The following is a 20,824-nucleotide window of genomic DNA, read 5'->3' on the forward strand; positions in this document are numbered from 1 at the left end:
GGCGTTGTCCCGGAAGGAGCGACTGCTCCGATTGAAAGCGGATCTACACTAGAGGAAGGTCACACGGCCAGCCGGGTCGCAAGGCGCGCTCCTGTTCGTCGATTCAGGGAAGGGCAAGCCACCCGGCCGATGTCATGGAGATGCGCTTTTGAAATATCTACGCCCCCTGCTTGCCGTGTTGTTGCTGGCAGTGATTGCCGGGATTCTTGCCAGCGATGTTCTGGACTTTCTCAGTCTGGACTATCTGAAGGCCGAGCAAGCGAACTTTCACGCCTGGTTCGCTGCCGAGCCTGTCGTCGTCGCTGGCGGGTTCTTTCTTCTCTATACCGTCATGGCCGCGCTGTCGCTGCCTGGGGCGACCCTGCTGACGGTATTGGGCGGTGCATTGTTTGGTCTGGGCTGGGGGCTTTTGATCATTTCCTTTGCCAGTGCGCTCGGGGCAACCCTGGCGGCGTTGATCGCGCGAACCCTGGCGCGCTCTTTTCTGGAGCAACGCTTCTCTACCCAGCTTGAGCGGGTCAATGCCGGCATTCGTCGTGAGGGTGCCTTCTACCTGTTCACGTTGCGGTTGATACCGTTATTTCCCTTCTTCGTGATCAATCTGGTGCTGGGGCTGACGCGGATGCGCCTGCGCACCTTCTATTGGGTCAGCCAACTGGGCATGCTGCCGGGTACCGCAGTCTTCGTGAATGCCGGGCGAGAGCTCGGTAATCTGGAGTCCCTCTCCGGCATCCTGTCGCCGTCGCTGATCGCTTCCTTTGCGCTGATCGGGCTTTTCCCCTGGCTGGCGCGTGCTCTGGTCGCCCTGGGCAAGCGGCGCCGGCTGGCCCGGCGGTTCCGGCGACCGCGTCGCTTCGATCACGATATCGTGGTGATCGGTGGTGGCTCGGCGGGCCTGGTGGCCAGCTATATCGCCGCGGCCGTCAAGGCCGATGTCGCGCTGGTGGAGCGTGACCGCATGGGTGGGGACTGCCTCAATACGGGCTGCGTCCCCTCCAAGGCCTTGATCCGGGCGGCCCGCTCGGCCAAGGAAATTCGCCAGGCGTCGGACTTCGGCGTTCACGCCGGCGAGCCCCGTGTGGATTTTGCCGCCGTCATGGCGCATGTGCGGCGTGCCATTGACGAGGTGGCGCCCCACGACAGTCGCAGCCGCTACGAGGGGTTGGGCGTCGAGGTGATGGAGGGGCAGGCGCACCTGGATGATCCCTGGCGTGTCGTTGTTACCACCGCGAATAGCGAGCGCGTTTTGACGACTCGCCACGTCATCATTGCCAGCGGGGCTCGGCCCCGGGTGCCGGACCTTCCAGGTCTCGAGCAGGTGGAGGTGTTGACCTCGGACTCGCTCTGGACACTCGAGGCATTGCCCGAGCGCCTCCTGGTGCTGGGTGGAGGGCCTATCGGCTGTGAGCTTGGCCAGAGCTTCGCGCGGCTGGGCAGCCGGGTCGACCTGGTCGAGATGGGCCCGCAACTGCTGCCCCGAGAGGATCCCGAGGTTGCCGACGAGGTTGCCTCGAGCCTTCGTGGCGAGGGCCTGCACCTGTATCTGGGATATCGGGCATTGCGGGTGGTGGCTACCGATGAGGGCCATGCATTGGAGATCCAGAGGGCTGGGGAGGTAGTCGAGCGTCTGGGCTTTACCCATCTGCTGGTCGCGGTGGGGCGGCAGGCCAACGTCGAGGGCATGGGACTCGAGGCCCTTGGCGTTGAAACCCGCGAGGATGGCACACTCCGCGTGGATGAAACGTTGCAAAGCGTGCTGCCCAACGTCTGGGCATGTGGTGACGTGACGGGCCCTTATCAGCTTACCCATGCCAGCGCGCATCAGGCGTGGCACGCCACGGTCAATGCGCTGTTCGGCGAGTTCAAGCGGTTCAAGGTCAATTATCGGGCGCTGCCGGCGGTGACCTTCACGGACCCCGAGGTCGCCCGGGTCGGGCTCAATGAGCGCGAGGCCCGGGAACGGCACATCGTGTATGAGGTTACCCGCTATGCATTGCACGACCTGGACCGGGCTTTGGCGGAGGGAGATGCGACGGGGTTCGTCAAGGTGCTGACCGTGCCCGGGCGCGATCGAATCCTGGGGGCGACGATCGTCGGCACCGGGGCAGGCGAGATGCTGGCTGAATTCACCCTGGCGATCACTCGCGGCATTGGGCTCAACAAGTTGTTGGGCACCATCCACCCGTATCCCACGCGCAGTGAGGCGGTGAAGGCGACGGCCGGCATCTGGAAGAACGCCCACAAGCCAGAGCGCCTGCTGGGGTGGCTCGGGCGCTACTTCCGCTGGCGGCGAGGCTGAAACGACTCGGGCATCATGGCGGTCCTTAGCCGGCATAACGGAGCAGGCGAGCACACGAAATCCCCGTGTCGTGGTGAACGACCGGATGAGGTGTTGAAGGCTGGAAAAATCGCCGATGGGTGATGGGTCACCTGATGCCTGGCCCCTCCTCACCACTCACAGTCCCTGTTCAACGCACGGCGCATGCCTCAACGTCTCGAACTCAGACAGATAAGGTAGCAGAGAAGGTAGCAGAGAAAGACAAAGCGTCTGTGCGCCACATCATCCCTTATATGGCATCCTGTTTAGCGCCTTACCCTTGGTGAGGCTAAGTAGCCGGTTGTTGGCGGTAGACCTTTGCTCAGGAATCCTGGATACGGCAGGTGCTGCACATATTACTCGAACCCAGGAAATGAGGTCACGCTTGTGAGCTATAACCCCCCTTCGATGAAGTCGCTGATTGCCTTCGAGGCCACGGCTCGCCAGGGTTCGATGACGGCGGCTGCCGACGAGGGATGCACTTCCCAACCGACGATTTCGCAACGTATTCGAGCGCTGGAAGAGAATCTCGGACTGCCGCTTTTCGATCGGCGGGGCGGGCGTCTCGTCCTGACTGTACAGGGTGAAAGCTTTTATCGAGAGATATCGCCCAGTCTCAAGACAATTCGCGAAGCTTGCGAGCGACTGATCCAGCATGGCGATCGGCCTGCACCATCCGTGGTGATCGCCGCTGGCTCGGGGTTCATGCACTTGTGGTTGCTGCCTCGCCTGCCAATGCTCAAACGCGCCTTCCCGGAACTGACCTTCAAGCTGATGCCGATCGACCGGGCCGACGCCCCGGAACTACAGGCCGCGGATATCGCCATTCGTTTCGGGCCTTACATGCCCCAGGACGAGGGACGGTTGCTGGCCAGTGAAGCCGTTTTTCCCGTCTGCAGTCCCGATTACGCAGGCGAGCATGGCGTGAAGGGTGAGTTGACGGCATCGGATTTAGCGCGTGTGTCGTTGCTGCACCAGGACATCAAGGACCCGCGCTGGCTCGACTGGACACAGTGGTGCCGGCATGCCGGACTGAGCCTGACGCCCAGGGAGGATATTTTCGCCTACCAGAACTATGCCTTGTTGCTGAACGCCGCACTTACCCACCAGGGCGTGGCACTGGGCTGGTCGATCCTCGTCGAGGACTATCTGGCGAGCGGGCAGTTGGTGGCGCTGTCTCCTCGCGTGACGCGCGAGGATTACGGCTATTGGCTCAGCGTCAAGCACCACCGCAGCGCGGTCATCGAACCGATCAGCGACTGGCTGCTCGATGTTGTCCAGCCGTAGGAGGGGCTCCGGTGGACGGGCGTCACGCGCCCCTGCGAGGAGGCTCGCGGGTGGGGGAGGCCATCATATCGCCAACGGATGCTCCTCACCGATGACAGCAGGATCGAAGGGCGTGCGCGCGAACACCCGCCGCAGCATCGGTTCGAAGTGCTCGAGCGGAGGCGTGGGGTAGTCGGGATCGAAGGCGGCCTGATCATAGCGCTCGCAGAAGTCCACGCAGCTCTGATACCAGGGATGATCCCGGTAGCGGTCGCGCTCGTTCGGGTCATCGCCGAAGTGGTGGGCATAATAGAATTTCTGGAACAGGCCATGGTGATGTACCACCCAGGTGACCTCGCCACGCACATAGGGACGGATGATCGCTGCGGCCAGCTGGGAGTGATTGTAGGGCGCCAGTTCGTCGCCGAGGTCGTGTAGCAGGGCGCCAATGATCATGTCCTCGTCGGCGCCGTCTGCCTCGGCGCGGGCGGCCGATTGCAGCGAATGTTCCAGCCGCGACACCCGGTAGCCGCTCAGACTGTTATCCAGATGACGCAGGGCACGGAGCAGGCGGTCTACTAGCCCCTGGTTGAATTCATCCTCCAGGCGCTCGAGAAAGACATACTCTTCCCGGGTGCCATCCTTCATCTGGCGGGATGTGACCTGTTCCATTTCAGGCAACCTCCTCGATCGAATCACTGTGTTTCAAGAGGCTTGCGAAGCGCTCGCGCGGGCCGTCGGTGTCGAGGTAACACCCCTGCAGGTGGCGATGCCCCTCGTTGGTGTCGTAGCGAGTACGTCCGTGCAGGACACGACTGTTGTCGAACAACATCAACTCGCCTGCATCGAGGGGAAAACGCACCTCGTAGGCGGGGTCCGTCAGTAGCTCGCCGAGCCGCTGGCGTGCTCGGTGGAACAGTCGGGTCTGGGCATCGGAGAGCAGCGGCAGGGCATCCAGGCGTGGGCTGTAGTGAACCCCGGTTGGATGACCGTCGTCATCGGTCTGGATCATGGTGCGATGGGTGACCAGTTCGGTCCCGGCATCGACGAAACGAAAGCGTACCGAGGTCGTCTTGAGCAGCTCATAGCCCTCCGGGGTTTCCTCGCGCAGCTGCTCGAGTACCTTGAGGCTGTCGGCGAGGGTCGAGAGCCCGCCGCTAGTCTCGTTGACCAGGCAGTGCAGGAGCTGGATGCCCGGTACCGGGCTGCGGTATGGGTTGTCCGTGTGGGGACCCAGAGCCACGCTGCGATACGCCAGGTCGTTGCCATTCGGCCGCGAGTAGACTTCGAAATAACGGCCGAAATTGGTTTCCTTCACATAGCCGTAGTGGCTGCCGACCTGGAGGATGCGCTCAGGGTCGGTCGGCACGCCGTGAAGGACGATATAGCCGTAGCGCAAGTAGGCGTCCAGCGAGGCCTGGAAGTAGGTCGGATCCTCGAGCACCCGGAGCCAGTCGAAGCGCACACGGCGTTGGTCGAGACTTGCATCCCAGGGCTCGGCGTCGGGGAAGCGGCGGGTATCGTCCAGTTCATTGGCCAGTACGCGGAGATCATAGGTCTCGCGATGGCCATCACTGAATGCCAGGGCGACATGGTGTTCGTCGCATCGGGTCGCACTCTCGAGCGTCAGCCCCGCATCGATGGCGTGAGAGTCGAACAGGCGTTGCTGGGTCATCGCTTCCAGTTGATCGGGCGCCTGGGTACGTTCACGCAGCCATAGTGGACTCATTTCCCATGATTGTTCCCCCTCGTTGATGACGACGGACGGGGGATGTTCATGAATGACGAACGCATGGCGGGTGGACATGTCGGTCTTCCTCGTTTGGCTGTGGTCAGCACGCTGGCGATCGCCGACAGGGTGACGAGTGAATGGCCAACCGAGTAGAGCCTTCCGCTTATGCCTTGGTATTCATTTTTCTTATACCCGCCCGGGATGCGCTTCGAGAGTCGCAGAAGGGCGTATTTCCCAGGCCAATGTGAGCTTGGGCTCAGGGGGCAAATAAATCGTTGGTCTGTTGGCGACAAGGACGTCATGGTGCGGAGACCTAAGACGACCAGACGGGCTGCTTCAATGTTGGCAATCCCCGCCAGGGAGGTTTCTCCATGACGCAACCCCATACAGGGACAGGCCGGCGGTTTCTCGGCTCGCCATTCGATGCAGTAGGGCAGCACCTGCTGCATCGAATGGATTACGCGACCGCCCGGACGAGCGAGCCGTTGCATGATGAAAGCGCTACGCGTTGGCATGTCGGCAGGCGCCTGCCGGATGCCATCGTGCCGGATGATCTCGCGCGATGTGCACGTGGCCCGGAACGTAGTCCGGAGACGCCATGATGACGTCGCCACCCCGCGCGCGTCAGCCGGCCGCGCTGCGGCGCTGGTTGCCGTTTCTCCACTGGCTGCCGCAGCAGACGCCACGCTCACTGCGCGTCGATGCCATCGCGGGATTGACCGGCGCTGTACTGGTGTTGCCCCAGGGGGTCGCCTATGCACTGCTGGCCGGTCTGCCTCCGGAATATGGCCTTTATGCGGCCATCGTGCCCGTCATCCTGGCGGCTCTGTTTGGCTCGTCCCGACAGATGGTCAGCGGCCCCGTGGCCGCGTTGTCGATCGCGCTCTTTTCTACCTTGCAGCCTTTTGCCGACGCCGGCACCAGCGAATTCATCACGCTGGCGATGACGCTGACGTTTCTGGCCGGTGCCTTTCAGTTGCTGTTGGGCCTGGCGCGTCTGGGGGCGCTGGTAGAACTGGTGTCGCACTCGGTGATCACGGGGTTTACGGCGGGGGCTGCGCTGATTATCGCGGCCAGCCAGTTGCCTCATGCGCTGGGGCTGACGCATATCGAAAGTGGCAACTTTCTCGCCATCTGGCCGCAGTTGATCGCTCACTTCGAGGCGATACAGCCCATGGCTCTGTTCATCACGGGGTTTACCGTCATTACCTGCTTGGCGTTTCAGCGCTGGCTGCCGCGCTGGCCGGGCATGATCGTGGCGATCGTGGCGGCCACGTTGCTGGTGGCCTGGCTGGATCCGAGCGGTGACGCCGTCCAGCGCGTCACGACCGTCCAGGCCGGGTTGCCTCCGTTATCGACGCCCGATCTTTCCCTGGACAATCTGCGCTTGCTGACACCAGGCGCCATCGCGCTGGGCTTGCTCGGGCTGGTTCAAGCGGTAGCCATCTCCCGGGCCATCGCGGCCAGTACCGGCCAGCGCCTCGACAATAATCAGGAATTCATCGGTCAGGGGCTATCCAACCTGGGCGGGGCCTTCTTTTCCGGTTATGTCTCTTCGGGGTCCCTGACGCGCTCGGGGCTCAATGCCAGCGCGGGGGCTTGCTCGCCCTTGGCTGCTCTGTTCTCGGCGTTGTTTCTGATACCGATTCTGCTGGTGGCGGCTCCGCTGCTGCAGCACGTGCCGATGCCCGCCATCTCGGGCCAGTTATTGCTGGTCGCCTTCAAGCTGGTCGACCGAAAAAGCATTCGCGAGGCACTGACGCTCAGCCGTTCGGAAGCCACGGTGTTGCTGATCACCTTTTTCAGCACGCTGCTGCTGGCGCTGGAATTCGCGATCTACCTGGGCGTGCTGGCCTCGTTGATCTTGTATCTGCGCCGCACGACTCGGCCACCGGTGGTGGAAAGTGACCTGTCCCAGGCGCCGTTGACCATCCAGCAAGTCGTGGAAGCGCCGTACTGCGATGTCGTCAGGATCGATGGCTCCCTGTTCTTCGGCGCCTGCGACTCGATCGGGCGCAGGCTGGAACGTTTCGAACAACCCGATCTGGTGATCCTGGCGGCGGGCATCAACTTCATCGATCTCAGCGGTATCCATCTTCTGCAGCGCCAGGCGCGCCGCTGCCATGCCCGGGGCGGCAAGCTGCACCTGGCCTGGACGAAACCCAGTGTCGTCGCCCGCCTGCAGCGCTTGGGGCTGGTCGATGGCGCTCAACAAGGCGGGCCGCTCGTGGCCATCACCATGTGACAACAACGACAACACTATCATTACAACAAGGAGAGGGTATTTTATGGGCTTCTCGAATAGACGGGCGCCGGGAGCGGCGTACGACGATAACGACATGCATACGGATTATGTGGTCGGACAGGACAACATCGAAGGACATCTGGGGCCTATCGGCTTTGACATCCATAACCGGGTCTTCGTCGTCTCCGCACTCGCCTCGGTGATCTTCATCGTGCTGACCCTGATGTTCCCGGAGCGGGCCGGGGAACTCTTCCAGTCCCTGGTCAGCTTCTCGACGAGCACCCTGGACTGGTACTTCATGATCCTGGTGGATTTCTTCATCGTGTTCTGCCTGGCCCTGGTCGTGCTGCCCCATGGCAAGGTGAGGTTGGGCGGCCCGGATGCCCGACCGGAACACGGCTACCTGTCATGGTTCGCGTTGCTGTTCACCGCGGGCATCGGGATCGCCCTGCTGTTCTTCAGCGTGCTGGAGCCGGTGTATCACGCCAATGTCTCTTCGCCATTGGGCACGCCTTCGCCCTTTGGTGCCGATGGCGTGCTGAACCGGTCGGCGATTCCCGAAGCCACCGCCATGGGATTGGCGGGCACGTTTCTGCATTGGGGGCTGCATGGCTGGGCCGTGTACGCAGTGATGGCGCTTGCGCTGGCCATCTTCACCTATAACAAGGGACTGCCGTTTTCCATTCGCTCGGTCTTCTTTCCCATCCTGGGGGACCGTGTCTGGGGCTGGTGGGGGCACGCGATCGATATCCTGGCGGTGTTTTCCACCTTGTTCGGCCTGGCCACGGCGCTCGGGCTGGGCGCCAAGCAGGCCAACGCGGGGATGAATTTTGTCTTTGGCCTGGAGGTCAATACCACGACCCAGGTCATCGTCATTGCACTCGTCACGGCAGTGGCGCTGGTGTCAGTATGGCGCGGCCTGGAAGGGGGCGTGAAGCGACTCTCCGAACTCAACATGGGCGCGGCTGTGCTGTTCTTCATCTTCGTGCTGCTGGCTGGCCCGACCCTGGTGGCGCTCAGCGGCATGTGGTCGGGGATGACGCATTATGTGACGGAGTTCATTCCGCTCTCGGCGCCCTTTGGTCGTGACGATGATGCCTATCGCCAGGCCTGGTCGGTCTTTTACTGGGCGTGGTGGGTCAGTTGGGCACCTTTCGTCGGCATGTTCGTCGCTCGTGTATCCCGGGGGCGTACCGTGCGCGAATTCGTGCTCTGCGTACTGATCGTGCCCAGCCTGTTCATCTTCATCTGGATGGGCGTGTTCGGCAGTACGGCGCTGGACCAGCTTTATGCCGATCCTGGCGTCAGTCTGGTCAAGGAATACGTGATCGATAACTACCGCCCCGAACTGGCCCTGTTCGGCATGCTCAATGAGCTGCCGTTGACCGGCTTGATGTCGACGCTGGGGATCATCCTGGCGCTGATCTTCTTCGTGACGTCCTCGGATTCCGGCTCGCTGGTGATCGATACCATCACCGCCGGCGGCAAGATCGATGCACCGCGGCCCCAGCGCATGTTCTGGGCCACGGTGGAGGGGCTGATTGCCATCGTGCTGTTGATTGGCGGCGGGCTGTCGGCGCTGCAGGCGGGCGTCACCGCGACGGCCATCCCGTTTTCCCTCGTGATGCTGCTGATGTGCTACTCCATCATCAAGGGCCTGAACGGCGAGCTGCGTCGCATGCGCAACGGAAGGTGATGTGACGCCCCTTTTGCCGGGTGGCAACGTCCGGCAAAGGGGGCTTTTGCTATCCCGCACGACAAAAAACGCCCGTACCAGGCTGGTACGGGCGTTTGCATTGCTTGCCGATTCGGCTCAGACGAGGTAATTCATCATCGTCTCACTCGCCGCGGGGATAACGCTGGGCTTCCTCGACCTCGTTGAGGTCCATGTGATTACGCATGTAACGCTCGGAAGCGTCCTGCAGCGGTTGATAGTCCCACGGATAGTAGTGGCCATTGCGCAGGGCCTCGTAGACGATCAGGCGCTGAGCCTGGGAGGCGCGCACGTCGGCATCGAAGGCCTTCATGTCCCAGCGCTCGTGCACCTTGGCCTGATATTCGGCCAGTACCTCGGCATAGTCGGGATGCTCCGCCAGATTGTGCTGCTCCAGCGGGTCGGCCTCCATGTCAAACAGCTGGGGCGGGTCGATCTCGCAGTAGTTGAATTTCCACTTGCCCTCGCGGATGGTCACGATCGGCGAATAGCTGGCCTCGGCGGCGTATTCCATGTACACCGGGGCGTCGCGCTTCTCGCCTCGGGTCAGGGGCAACAGCGACTGGCCATCGGTATAGGGGGCGATCGATGACAGGTCGATTCCCACCAGGTCGGCGATGGTGGTGTTGATGTCGATGATCGACACCGGGTCCTCGACATTGCGCGGTTCGATCCCGGGAGCGGACAGCATCAGCGGCACGCGCGACGAGCCTTCATAGGGGCTCATCTTGAACCAGAGCCCCTTCTCGCCAAGCATGTCGCCGTGGTCGGCGCAGACCACGATGATGGTGTTGTCGAGCATGCGGGTGCGCTCGAGCACGTCCATGATGCCGCCGATCTTGTCGTCGACATAGGAGATGTTGGCGAAATAGCCCTGGCGGGCGTTGCGCACGTCCTGGGGCTGGATATCAAACTTGGTGTAGTCGTTGGCCTCGAAGATCCGCTGGGAGTGCGGGTCCAGTTCATCGAAGGACACGGCGCCTTGCTGCGGCTCGAGATGCTCGCAGTCGTTATACAGGTCCCAGTACTTGCGACGCGCCACATAAGGGTCGTGCGGGTGGGTGAAGCTGACACACAGCGCCCAGGGACGCCCGTCATGACCGCGCGACAGATCGTACAGTTTCTGCTCGGCATGGAAGGCGACCTCGTCGTCGTATTCCATCTGGTTGGAGATCTCGGCGACGCCGGCCCCGGTCACCGAGCCCAGGTTGTGGTACCACCAGTCGATGCGCTCGCCCGGCTTGGTGTAGTCCGGCGTCCAGCCGAAATCGGCCGGATAGACATCGGTGGTCAGGCGGGTCTCGAAGCCGTGGAGCTGGTCGGGGCCGACGAAGTGCATCTTGCCCGACAGGCAGGTGGAGTAGCCGGCGCGGCGCAGGTGATGCGCCCAGGTCGGCACGCTGGAGGGAAATTCCGCGGCGTTGTCGTATACCCCGGTACGGCTCGGGAGCTGGCTCGACATAAAGGCGGCCCGCCCCGGTGCGCACAGATAGCTCGGCGTATAGGCGTTGTTGAAGTTGACCGAGCGCTTGGCCAGTTTCTTGAGGTTGGGGGCATGTAGGAAGTCGGCGGGACCATTCTCGAACAGCGTGCCGTTGAGCTGGTCGGCCATCAGGACCAATACGTTGGGTCGTGTCATGGGAAAACCTCCCTGGAGAGTATTGTTGGTGTCGAAGCTGCGGAAAGGAGCGTCTTCGTCCCCGTACAATGACGCGCCCGGAGGCAGCAGACCAACGATTTATTTGCCCCCTGAGCCCAAACTCACGTTGGCCTTTGGGAGGGGCGATGATGACTGAACCGTCCCGGTTTTCTCGGGGCATTCCAGAGTCAGGCCGCCTTCCTGGTCTGATCCTGTTGCTCATAATACAGCGCTTCTCGCTCGGTCGGCGGCATGTGGCCGATCGGCTCCAGTAGCCGCCGGTGATTGAACCAGTCGACCCAGCGAACTCAACGGCTTCCAAGTGCTAGGATGACGTCGTAGTCGGGGAGCTGGCCGAGGCTGTCGTTGGAGGTGATCAGGTCCAGCCCCTCGATCGTGGTCGAGGAGATGATCTGATCGGGCTCGGTGATGTTGAGGGCGATCAACTCGTAGATCCCGCCGGGGCGTCGTGAGCCAGCGGGTAGTAGCTGCTCAGCGTGGGCTGGGTATCGAGATCGATCAGTAGGGTGCAGTAGCCGGCTTCTGCCAGCAAGCCGCCAAGGTTGGCGGTCGTGGTCGTCTTGCTGACGCCGCCTTTGGAAGAGTCAATGGAGATGACACGCATGCAAAACCCCCGTGTCGCGATAGGCGAACGGGGCAAGCATATATCTACAGAGGAGGCGCCTTGGCGCTGTTCCGCAACCCTGCGATGTCAAAGGGTTTCCCGATGGTGCCGGCACCAGGAGTCGAACCCGGGACCTACTGATTACAAGTCAATTGCGGGTTACTGGGCGGCTGGAATAGCGCAGTCGCCATGCGCTATGAAAATTGTCATTCCCCAAGCGTGCAAGGAAGGCCTAGTCCGGCCTATTTACTCTATTGCACTACATTGGCGCTTAGAAGCATGGCCAACACCGACAGGGATGTCAACCCACCGATCATACGTTGTGGTTAAGCGAGGAGGGGGCATCCCTCCTCACCTCTCACCGCCCCAGTTTAGCTAAACTGGCACACGTCTGTTCAACGCACGGCGCATCGCTTCAACTTCTGGATGTATGTACTCCATCGTGGTGCGTATGTCGGAGTGGTTCAGGATGTTCTGCGTGATATGAATGTTCATTTCTGGGCTATCCATGAGGTCTGTTCCCAGGAAGTGACGAAAACGGTGCGGTGACATCTTGTACCCCGTGAGCTCCGATAATACTTGGAAGAATCGCTCAACTTGCTATGTATCCATCGTCGTTCTTTTATGGCGATGGCTAAACCGGTTCACATTAAAGAGTTGATCCTCTCTTTTGAACCCAGAGTTATGAGCAGCGACTATTAATTGGCGCATATATGGATACAGCCCATCAGGTATGGGCATTATACTTTCAGAGTGGGTCTTCGATCCCACAGCTGACGTGCGAAATACACGCTTTTTCAAATTTATGTCCCCTGCCTCAATATGTAATAATTGGTTGAGACGTATCCCTGTATAGAAGAATGTTTCCATCAAGGTCTGCCAGAACCAGGCTGGGTGGATTTTGGAGCGTTCATTGTAGCAATGCTCGTACCGTCGGCAGACCTCAAGGACCTCCCTGGCGTAGCGTATCTGAAAGGGTTGCAAGGATTTTTTGGATACCTTGGGCTGCTTAACCGAAACATCTATGAATGGGTTTTGGCTGCAGGCTATCAACCCATGCTTGATGCCGAAGCTATAGAGCGCCTTGAGATGCCTCACGTAGTTATTCCAGCTTGATTCAGTGATGCCATCAGGCCTGTCCTTGGTGCGTATGATCGTCAATCACCACCTGTCGTGTCACCATGCTCGGATAAGTCTCATGGCCTAAGTAGCGCCGAAATAATCGGACGACAGCCGTGTAGGTGCTTACGCTTTTAGGGCGAAGATGTTTGTCGGCAGCATAGCGACTCATCAATTCCAAGAACGACACATCATTCATCTGAAACTCCCTTTTCTCCCTTGGTGGTAACAAGAGTCAAAACCCAGTTGTCAGGTGGGATCTTCTGACTCACAAGCACCGGATCCTTGATTAAGTACCCCATCAGGTTTCCGGTTTTGTTCTTTCCCTCGACAGAAACTTTATGAATATTCTGTCCCTTGGTTCTGACGTGTACACCCAGCTTTTGAAACCGCTTCTGAACTGCCTGCCATTGGTTTTTGTCATTCAGCACGCTGTTACAGAAACGCTTAAAAATGCCGGGGCTGACAAGGAAGTAGGTACCATTAACGGTATGTACCGGGGCCTTTGTGTCATTAATGACAATGGAATGGTCCGCTAGACCCATCTTAAGCCACTGCCAGAACCGCTCTCCAAGGTCTGCTGGATCATTGGAATTGTTGGCATCCTCACTAGACTTTTGTATAAGAGGTGCCGTTTTAGCAGATTCTGATGCTTCTTGCAGTTGTGTTTCAGATTCGCTACTCGATCTTTCTTTCGTAACATCCTGTTTATCCTCCCTATTTACTTCCGGAAAAAGTGCCATGATGTCGTCATCTATTGACCCAGACTCTGCCTCAGACGCTATTGATGAGGTTGCCGCTACCTCTGCAGAGGCAGGGGCGGGGGTAGGCGTATCGGTCTGATCCTGCGTTGATTGTTCTACTGCAGAAGTCGGCTCTGTAGATTTTTCCAGGGGAGCCGTAGCTGTAGGTGGCTGCTGCTCCTCGACTGTCCCTGCTCCCTGGACCGTCAAATGACCGCTGAATGAACTCGGTCGATCGTCGACACCCCAAATCAGGGTGGGGGCACTTTGATCATGTTGAAGGTCTGCTGCCAGTCACCATCCGTGATATTGCATGTCCAGACGTGCTTGCCATCCTCAACTTCCTCGATGATGCCGTGAGCATGCATTTCACCCTGCAGTCTGTTTAGGTCGACAGGAATGCTTTTTATTCCTTGTGCATAGATATGCGCTTTGAGCTCGTTGATGGCACGAGGTGATACCAGCCATAGTGCTTCATCGGTCAACCAGGCTTGCCCCCCTCGTTTGTTGAGCTTGAACTGTTCTTTGACCAGGAACCTCAAGCCTTCGGCCAGCTTGCGCTGTATAGATTCGATGGGGGCGGAAAGCGCTTGAACAGGGTTTCCACCAAGAGCCTTGGCGACACTGGCGCGGTCAGCCTGATGGATCAGTTCGGCAATGATGCCACCTCGCTCGGTATGCCCCGAGATGGTGTACATGAAAAGAGAGAAAAGCTTGGGCTGGCTCATCAGCCAGTCCATGACCTTCCCTCCAAGGATCTGTTGACCTAGCAGGGTGTTGGCAGCGCTGTGAAGGTGATACTCCCGGTTTGCGCGATACCTCACGCGGTAGGGTTTCGGGATCACACCGTGCCATACACGCCATTCACTGCCGTCCTGGAGGTGGATCTCGATGTCGACCAACACTTTGGCGACGTCGTGCATCAGCGCGCCATAGATGATGGCAGCACTCCACAACTCACCGGTTGAGCTCTGGTCCTCTGGTTTCGCACCAGGAGGGAGAAGATGGCGTTGCCGGAGACGCAATCCATAACAGGCCATCTCGAGCGCGTGATCAAGCATGCCGCCGGCGTAGGCATGGTGGTGGGACTCCGAGGCTGGAAGTAGCTGCACCAGTTCGGCGTACCGTTCTATCGGGGCCAGCAAATACTCGTTGAAGACAGGCTGCGTCAGGGACGTTGTATCCCACAGCATCTTGACCATGGACTGACGACGCGGCGTCGCCAGGAGCTCCTTACCTGAACGCGGCGTATGGAACCCCTCTGATGCTTGCGAGGTGGTCGTGGAGCGCGAGAATAGGCGTCGGAGCATCGGTTGTTCCCTGCAGCTGTCAAACAGTCGATAGGTGTGACAGAGGAAGGGGGGCTACGCGAAGCCAAAACGTTAAGCCCAAGAGCGAGGTTTTTCACCCTGAAGAGCACTGTCGGCGTGGAAGGACTCGGAGGCTGGCAATTCCTGGACCAGTCCGGCATACCGTTCGATGGGGCCTGGACGTAGTCGACAAAGATCTGCCTGAATCGTACCGGCTTTCTCGGAGACCCGTTGGTTTGAGTCAGGCTACTTTCTTGGCCCGACCCTGCTGCTCATAATACAGCGCTTCTCGTTCGGCCGGTGGCATGTTACCGATTGGCTCCAAGAGTCGCCGGTGGTTGAACCAGTCGGCCCACTCCAGGGTGGCGAACTCAACGGCCTCCCGGTGCCGCCAAGGCCCGCTTCGACGGATTACCTCTGTCTTGAACAATCCGATCACCGTCTCGGCCAGGGCGTTGTCATAGGAGTCGCCAACACTCCCGACAGACGGGGCGATGCCGGCGTCCTCCAAGCGCTCTGTGTATCGAATCGAGACATATTGGGCGGATTCAACCGGTCGTCGCAACATCTCGATTTTGGAGGTGTTGCATGGGACGATCACGCGGCTGGGGCGCTGAACAGACGGGGCGAGCACAGATGCGTTCGCCTGGCCGACCGGGCGTCAACCAGCGGGAAATTCGCCAGCCGATGATCCGGCGGGCAAAGGCATCGATGACAAAGGCGACGTACACGAAACCCTGCCAGGTCGCGATATACGTAAAATTCGACACCCACAGTACATTCGGCTGAGCCGGCTGAAACTGCCGTTGCACTAGATCTGCTGGAGAGGCCGTGTTGGGATCTGGCACGGTCGTACGGACCGGCTTACCTCTCACCGCGCCTCGCAGCCCCATCTGGCTAATCAAGCGCTCGACGGAGCAACGAGCGGTGGGGATCGCTTCTCGATTCAATTGGCGCCAGACCTTGCGAATGCCATAGACACCGAAGTTCTCGTCCCAGACACGCTGGATCTCGGCACTCAGCCGGCGATCACGCTGGATGCGGGGTGGCGCGCGATCAGGCTGGGCATCTCGGGCCTTGCGTGCGTAGTACGTCGATGGGTCGATCGGCAGCACGCGGCAGATCGGCTCGGCCCCGTACGACTCCCGGTGATCGTTGATGAACTCGATCATCACTTGCCGCGGCGGTCGAGCTCCGCCTGGGCAAAATACGCGGAGGCCTTGCGCAGGATCTCGTTGGTCTGCTTCAACTCGCGGTTCTCACGTTCCAAGGCCTTAATCAGCTCCCGTTCAGACGTCGTCATACCTTCCCGACATCCTGCATTGCGCTCGGCCTGACGGACCCAGCTACGCAACGTCTCCGGAGTGCAGCCGATCTTAGGGGCAATGGCGCCGATGGCTGCCCACTGGGAGGGGTAGTCGGCTTCATGGTCGAAGACCACGCGTACCACCCGCTGGCGTACCTTGGGGGAGTATCGTTTTGATGTGCTCATGGCTCTATCCTCTCAAGGTTTGGAGCGTCCGGGAATCCCGATACGGTTCACGTCGTCGGGCCAATACGCTTGTGCCGAGCGGAATGGAGCAGCTTGATAGCGCCATCTGGGGCCCTCGCAATCAAGTTTGACAGGGAAGTCGATACGGCGAGCCGGCCCCCAATGCGTGGTTTCAGGCAGACAAGTAATATGGGTATTATGCGTAGGCTTGATGATCGTATCCCGCACTCCTCCTTCGATTAGCAATTGAGCAGTGCGAGCCAGCGATAGTCGAGCCGAACGGGGCTTACCATCTGTGACCAATAGACGCAATGCGCGCAGTACGGCGGCTGCCATGAGATAGCCAGTGCCATGATCAAGAACCTGAACCGGCAGGGCAACGGGACAATTAGCCCCAGTGCGATGCATCGCCTCTTGTGCCAGCCCGGTCTTGACCTGTAAGACGCTGTCGAAACCGCGCCTTGTATGCCAAGGTCCAGTCCAGCCATAGGCACTAAGCGAGACATCAACCAAGCTTGGATTGATCTGACGACGGCGCATCGCATCATATCCCAGTCCATCTAGTGCGCCGGGGCGATAACCATGCACAAGCACATGAGCTTGCGCCAAAAGCATCTCAAACCGGTCTCGATCCTCGGGGTTGCGTAGATCGAGACCAGCACAACGCTTGCCTATTGTGACCTCGGGTTCTAGCCCATCCTCAGCCCAATCGGGTGGGTCGATGCGTAGCACCTCGGCGCCGAAGCCTGCTAGAAAACGCGTGGCCACTGGCCCGGCGAGTACTCGAGTTAGATCCAGCACCCTCAGCCCACACAAATTTCCCTGAAATGAGGGCAGCCGAGTGCTCGTAGCATGATGGGGGCTCCAACTGATCAGCGGTTCTGCCGCGACAGCCTCCCCTTGTGGATGCGCCGCCCATTCCGACAGCCCGACCATGTGAGCAGCCACCCCGCCCGCATCGTTCACAGCCTGCTCCAACTCACGTCCACTCCAGGCCAATGTGGCAGCAGCAACCTGGCTGCGTTCGGGCTTGGTGCCCAAAACGCGCAGTGCGGCAGCTAGATGTGCAGGTACATTCGTGTGAAGCCGGATCCAACCATCGGCGGTGCGATAATTTCCCGCTACCGGATCCCAAGGGTTGGGCAGAGCCCAGCCCTCCGGTCTGATCGTGCTTGAACACCACAATTCGGTCGCGAATCGATCGACCGAAACTGTAGTCTTTCCAACTAGCGCAGCCAGCTCTTTTGCTGCAGCTACGATCGTAGCCATAGCAAGCTCGGATACCGTGAAAACCGAAGACAGAGAGAACGAACCACTCAGCACGGTTTTTACCCCTGAAGCCTGCTCCGCCCCGAGCGAATAAGTGATCTCGCGGTCATAGAATTCGTACATACTCTAGGGTCCTTTCCCATTGAGTGGCGCCTATGCCTGAGTACCCTCAGTCTCTGTCCGGCACCACCAGTGATACCAGTGATAACGATCTCAAGCATGGTTGGTTGAGTCGTTTTGTTGTTGAATTTTCAAATATTTTACACACAACTTCCTAGCAGAAAAGACGGCCTTATGGTAACTAAGACTTATGTCTAACTGGAATTTTAGCAATATCTGTTCCAAGGTTAAGCTATAGCTGAGTTGGAGTACTTTCTCATGGACGAGAATCCATTGACTGAAGCTAATCTGCTCTGGAGTGGGCGGGAGTTAATACATAACCGCCAATGGCAAATGGACCTTAGCCTGTGTGCTGGAGGGCTGGAAGATTATTTCAGTTGGATCAAAAAAACGTTGGGCGTAGTCGGTTTAGCATTGATCAAAAACGTACCTTTTACAGCCCTGCCCGAGACCGAGGCAGCGCAAGCCTTCCTTAACTTCGGCCTCAACTTCGGCTGCCCGGTTTCTCAAAGCGAAAAATTCGATTTCCTCGGCCGCGTCACCGATCGCGGCAGTGATATCCGCAATCACACAGCACGCGGCTATGAAAGCACAGCGGAACTACCATTTCACAACGACCGTTGCGATCTGTTAGCGCTATTATGCATCCGCCAAGCACCGATCGGTGGTGAAACCCGTGTAGTCAGCGCTGTTGCGGCCTGTCAGCGCCTGATGGCCACGGATCCGAAGCTGGCTCAAGTGCTGTTCGAGCCAGTCCCCTTTGATCTACGTGATACCAAGGGAGATAAGTGTTGGGGTATGATGCCCGTCTTCTCCTACAGCACAGGTGTTTTTGTCGCGCGCTATGTACGCCGTTTCATCGAGGCTTCCCAGCGCTTCGAAGACGCGCCACGACTAACTGAGCACCAAATCGCCGCATTTGATGCGCTTGACTCGATCCTACATGAGCCAGACATGGCCATGGACTTGCGCCTTGAGGCTGGGGATTTACTGCTGATCGACAACCATCGCTTGCTCCATGCACGTAGCGAATTTGAAGATAAAGCCGAGGCAGAGGCCAAGCGTCTCTTGCTGAGGCTTTGGCTGTGCTGGACGGGAAGCCCCGAGCTACCCGCCATGCTGGCACCAACTTATGGCCGTACAGGTAGTGGGAGCTTTCGCAGTGGCGTCTGGCCCACGACCTGCCCGTTGTCGAGTTTTCCTTCCGATTTAACGCAGGCCAGACAACGCGTCAAAGATATCATCCTAAGCAGCGAGTATAAAAAGAAGATTTCTAATTATACAACGAGAACGCTCAAGGCTGAGTAATTGGATGATCATGTATCTGACTGGCCACATAAGTTCATAGAGACAATTTTTTACATGGAAGGTAAGTCATGCCATTCGCAAAAACTTCAACGCCTAGGTTGATAGATGCGACCCTGCGTGAGGGGCTTCAGGCTCCCAATGCCAATTTTGCACTTTCTGATATTATCGAGACCGCACATTTTCTTGCCCAAGCTGGCAGTGACATGCTCGAAGTTGGCCACCCCTTAATTTCTAACAAAGCGATGCATCATGTTCGCGCTGTCGCCGACCTAGGGCTAAATCTGCCCTTGCTGTCCCATGCACGCGCCAAACCGGCCGATATCTATGCAGTAGCACATTCGGGGGCCGACTGGGTTGGAATATTCATTGGCGTCAACGAAATCAGCCAATCGGCTCGTCTCAATCAGCGTAGTTTCGAAGAGATTCTCAGGCTGACTAACAAGTCGGTGAGTCTTGCGCGAGAGCTTGGCCTAAAAGTGCGCTTCACGGTTGAGGATGCAAGCCGCACCAACGAGGAAAAGCTGCATACTTCATTCGCGACTGCACTGGCAGCCGGAGCGAACCGATTATGCTATGCTGACAGCGTAGGAGTCTGCGAACCACAACAAGTTGTCACTACGTTTCGGAAACTCGTGCAGCTTTTCCCGCAGACAGATCTGGAAGGGCACTTTCACAATGATCGCGGCCTCGCGATAGCCAATGCACTAGCGGCAATAGATGGTGGAGCGAGTTGGATATCAGTTTCGGTGAATGGGCTGGGCGAGCGCTGTGGGATCACAGACCACGGAGTGCTCGCGGCCAATCTCTCTCATCGTGGCACCCGCCCGATTTCGAATACGCAAGGTATAACCTTCACCACCCTTGCACAGAGGATCTCACAACTATCTAGCCAGCCCCTGCCAAAATGTTATCCCGTCTTCGGTGACTATGCCTTTACCCATACGGCGAGATTGCATGTGCTAGCCGTCAAACGCAATCACTCAAGTTATGAGTGGATGAGCCCAGACACTTTCGGACGCTGCCACAAGACGATGCCCTAGCTTTAGCGCAATGAATTTTTCTCGCTCACTTTTACATGTCACCTTTTATTCGAAAAGGAGAAAAAATGCTAAACACGAAAGCTGATGCTTGGGATATCATTGGCAGCCTTTTCTGGGAGCAGGGGCGCCAAAGCGCCAAACCCAGCCAACCCGAGCTGGAGCTGTTTACCAAAGGGATCGGTGAGGGGAGCCGCGTCTGTGTCGTAGGAGCCTCGACTAAAGACCTAGTTGACATGCTTCTGGATCGTGGTGCAGAGGTTACTGTCTACGATTTCTCGCAGGGTATGTGCAGCTCGCTTGAGCAGGCAATGGGCACGGCGCCAGTCACGATCCGGCAACTCGATATCACCGCACCTCTCGATGACGAGCTCACTGGGTCGTATGACTATGTGCTCAATGATCGACTGATTAACCGCTTCACTTGGGCTGAGGCAAAATCAGCGTTGATGAATATGTGCACGCTAGCTCATGACGGAGAAGTACGCGCTTCGATCAAGCTTGGGCACTACCCAATGGATCTCCGGATGATTGCAATGGGTGAAGAGCGCGGTACGCTAGCAAGTTTCTACGATAGAGAGACCCGCACGATCGATTTTTCACGCGCGGGCACCGTACTTGATGATGCTCTGCTCCCGCATGGAGATATTGACCCTGCGCTACTTCTAGAGTGGTATCGTGGTCGTGCGGCTGAGAAGCGTTTCGAGGACGAGGATGTCGTCTCGCTTGCCACAGCGATAGCACCTACTAATGGTAAAAACGCTTATATCGTCGGACGCGACACTTTTGCTGACGCAGGCGACACCACGCTTTTCACCTTCATAATGCACTGAGCCACGATAATGTGTGGAATTGGCGCAATTAGTTTCAGGCAGCCGCGCTCAGCAG

15 protein-coding genes, 2 pseudogenes and 1 other annotated feature are annotated in these 20,824 nt (G+C 58.7%); of the genes and pseudogenes, 7 read left to right on the forward strand and 10 right to left on the reverse strand.

What is annotated here, in order from left to right; genetic code table 11:
• Positions 1-148 precede the first annotated feature (148 nt).
• Both FZZ93_RS03015 and FZZ93_RS03020 read left to right on the forward strand, forming a co-directional pair.
• A complete protein-coding gene (locus FZZ93_RS03015) occupies positions 149-2,299 on the forward strand; it encodes an FAD-dependent oxidoreductase (protein WP_149320862.1) in 2,151 nt (716 codons plus the stop codon).
• 405 nt (positions 2,300-2,704) lie between these two features.
• Positions 2,705-3,604, forward strand: a complete 900-nt coding sequence (locus tag FZZ93_RS03020; RefSeq protein ID WP_149320863.1) for a LysR substrate-binding domain-containing protein — start codon at positions 2,705-2,707, stop codon at positions 3,602-3,604.
• Positions 3,605-3,667: 63 nt separating this feature from the next.
• Here FZZ93_RS03020 and FZZ93_RS03025 read toward each other — a convergent pair whose 3' ends face one another.
• Together FZZ93_RS03025 and FZZ93_RS03030 are read right to left on the reverse strand one after the other, a co-directional pair.
• Entirely contained in the window at positions 3,668-4,255 is a 588-nt protein-coding gene (locus tag FZZ93_RS03025) for an HD domain-containing protein (RefSeq protein WP_149320864.1), read from the reverse strand.
• A 1-nt stretch (position 4,256) separates the two neighbouring features.
• Positions 4,257-5,390, reverse strand: coding sequence for a TauD/TfdA family dioxygenase (locus tag FZZ93_RS03030; protein WP_149320865.1), 1,134 nt, complete (start codon positions 5,388-5,390; stop codon positions 4,257-4,259).
• A 523-nt stretch (positions 5,391-5,913) separates the two neighbouring features.
• Between FZZ93_RS03030 and FZZ93_RS03035 the strand changes: the two genes are divergently transcribed.
• Entirely contained in the window at positions 5,914-7,560 is a 1,647-nt protein-coding gene (locus tag FZZ93_RS03035) for a SulP family inorganic anion transporter (protein WP_149320866.1), read from the forward strand.
• Between the two features lie 94 nt (positions 7,561-7,654).
• A complete protein-coding gene (locus tag FZZ93_RS03040; RefSeq protein ID WP_149320867.1) occupies positions 7,655-9,256 on the forward strand; it encodes a BCCT family transporter in 1,602 nt (533 codons plus the stop codon).
• A 142-nt stretch (positions 9,257-9,398) separates the two neighbouring features.
• Here the strand turns inward: FZZ93_RS03040 and betC are convergent, their stop codons facing one another.
• The 8 genes and pseudogenes from betC to FZZ93_RS03080 all read right to left on the reverse strand — a co-directional run bounded on the left by betC (position 9,399) and on the right by FZZ93_RS03080 (position 17,594).
• A complete protein-coding gene (betC, locus tag FZZ93_RS03045) occupies positions 9,399-10,913 on the reverse strand; it encodes a choline-sulfatase (protein WP_149320868.1) in 1,515 nt (504 codons plus the stop codon).
• Between the two features lie 308 nt (positions 10,914-11,221).
• Positions 11,222-11,359, reverse strand: coding sequence for a hypothetical protein (locus FZZ93_RS18710; RefSeq protein WP_425460606.1), 138 nt, complete (start codon positions 11,357-11,359; stop codon positions 11,222-11,224).
• Entirely contained in the window at positions 11,356-11,538 is a 183-nt protein-coding gene (locus FZZ93_RS03050) for a ParA family protein (RefSeq protein ID WP_425460607.1), read from the reverse strand. Before FZZ93_RS03050 ends, FZZ93_RS18710 begins: the two co-directional genes overlap by 4 nt.
• Before the next feature lie 375 nt (positions 11,539-11,913).
• A pseudogene (locus FZZ93_RS18715) lies at positions 11,914-12,123 on the reverse strand (tyrosine-type recombinase/integrase); the annotation flags it as partial.
• Between the two features lie 725 nt (positions 12,124-12,848).
• The gene (locus FZZ93_RS03065) at positions 12,849-13,400 is read right to left on the reverse strand and encodes a conjugal transfer nickase/helicase domain-containing protein (RefSeq protein WP_149320871.1); all 552 of its coding nucleotides are present in this window, start codon (positions 13,398-13,400) and stop codon (positions 12,849-12,851) included.
• A gap of 251 nt (positions 13,401-13,651) precedes the next feature.
• Positions 13,652-14,710 carry a MobH family relaxase gene (gene mobH, locus FZZ93_RS03070; RefSeq protein ID WP_149320872.1) on the reverse strand — a complete coding sequence of 353 codons (1,059 nt, stop codon included), beginning with the start codon at positions 14,708-14,710 and terminating at the stop codon, positions 13,652-13,654.
• Positions 14,711-14,951: 241 nt separating this feature from the next.
• Positions 14,952-16,202 (reverse strand): annotated as a pseudogene (locus tag FZZ93_RS03075) (IS3 family transposase).
• Positions 15,808-15,924, reverse strand: a sequence feature (AL1L pseudoknot). (Overlaps the previous pseudogene by 117 nt.)
• Positions 16,203-16,214: 12 nt before the next feature.
• Complete coding sequence (locus FZZ93_RS03080) at positions 16,215-17,594, reverse strand: CoA transferase (RefSeq protein WP_149320873.1); 1,380 nt, start codon at positions 17,592-17,594, stop codon at positions 16,215-16,217.
• Between the two features lie 255 nt (positions 17,595-17,849).
• Between FZZ93_RS03080 and FZZ93_RS03085 the strand changes: the two genes are divergently transcribed.
• The 3 genes from FZZ93_RS03085 (at position 17,850) to FZZ93_RS03095 (ending at position 20,769) form a co-directional block, all read left to right on the forward strand.
• Positions 17,850-18,899 (forward strand): TauD/TfdA family dioxygenase, encoded by a 1,050-nt coding sequence (locus tag FZZ93_RS03085; RefSeq protein WP_149320874.1) that lies wholly within the window; start codon positions 17,850-17,852, stop codon positions 18,897-18,899.
• A gap of 68 nt (positions 18,900-18,967) precedes the next feature.
• Positions 18,968-19,939: a LeuA family protein gene (locus FZZ93_RS03090; RefSeq protein WP_149320875.1), complete on the forward strand. Its 972-nt coding sequence runs from the start codon at positions 18,968-18,970 to the stop codon at positions 19,937-19,939.
• 65 nt (positions 19,940-20,004) lie between these two features.
• A complete protein-coding gene (locus tag FZZ93_RS03095; protein WP_149320876.1) occupies positions 20,005-20,769 on the forward strand; it encodes a class I SAM-dependent methyltransferase in 765 nt (254 codons plus the stop codon).
• Positions 20,770-20,824: the final 55 nt, after the last annotated feature.

The organism is Halomonas eurihalina (assembly GCF_008274785.1).
GTDB classification, from domain to species: Bacteria; Pseudomonadota; Gammaproteobacteria; order Pseudomonadales; family Halomonadaceae; genus Halomonas; species Halomonas eurihalina.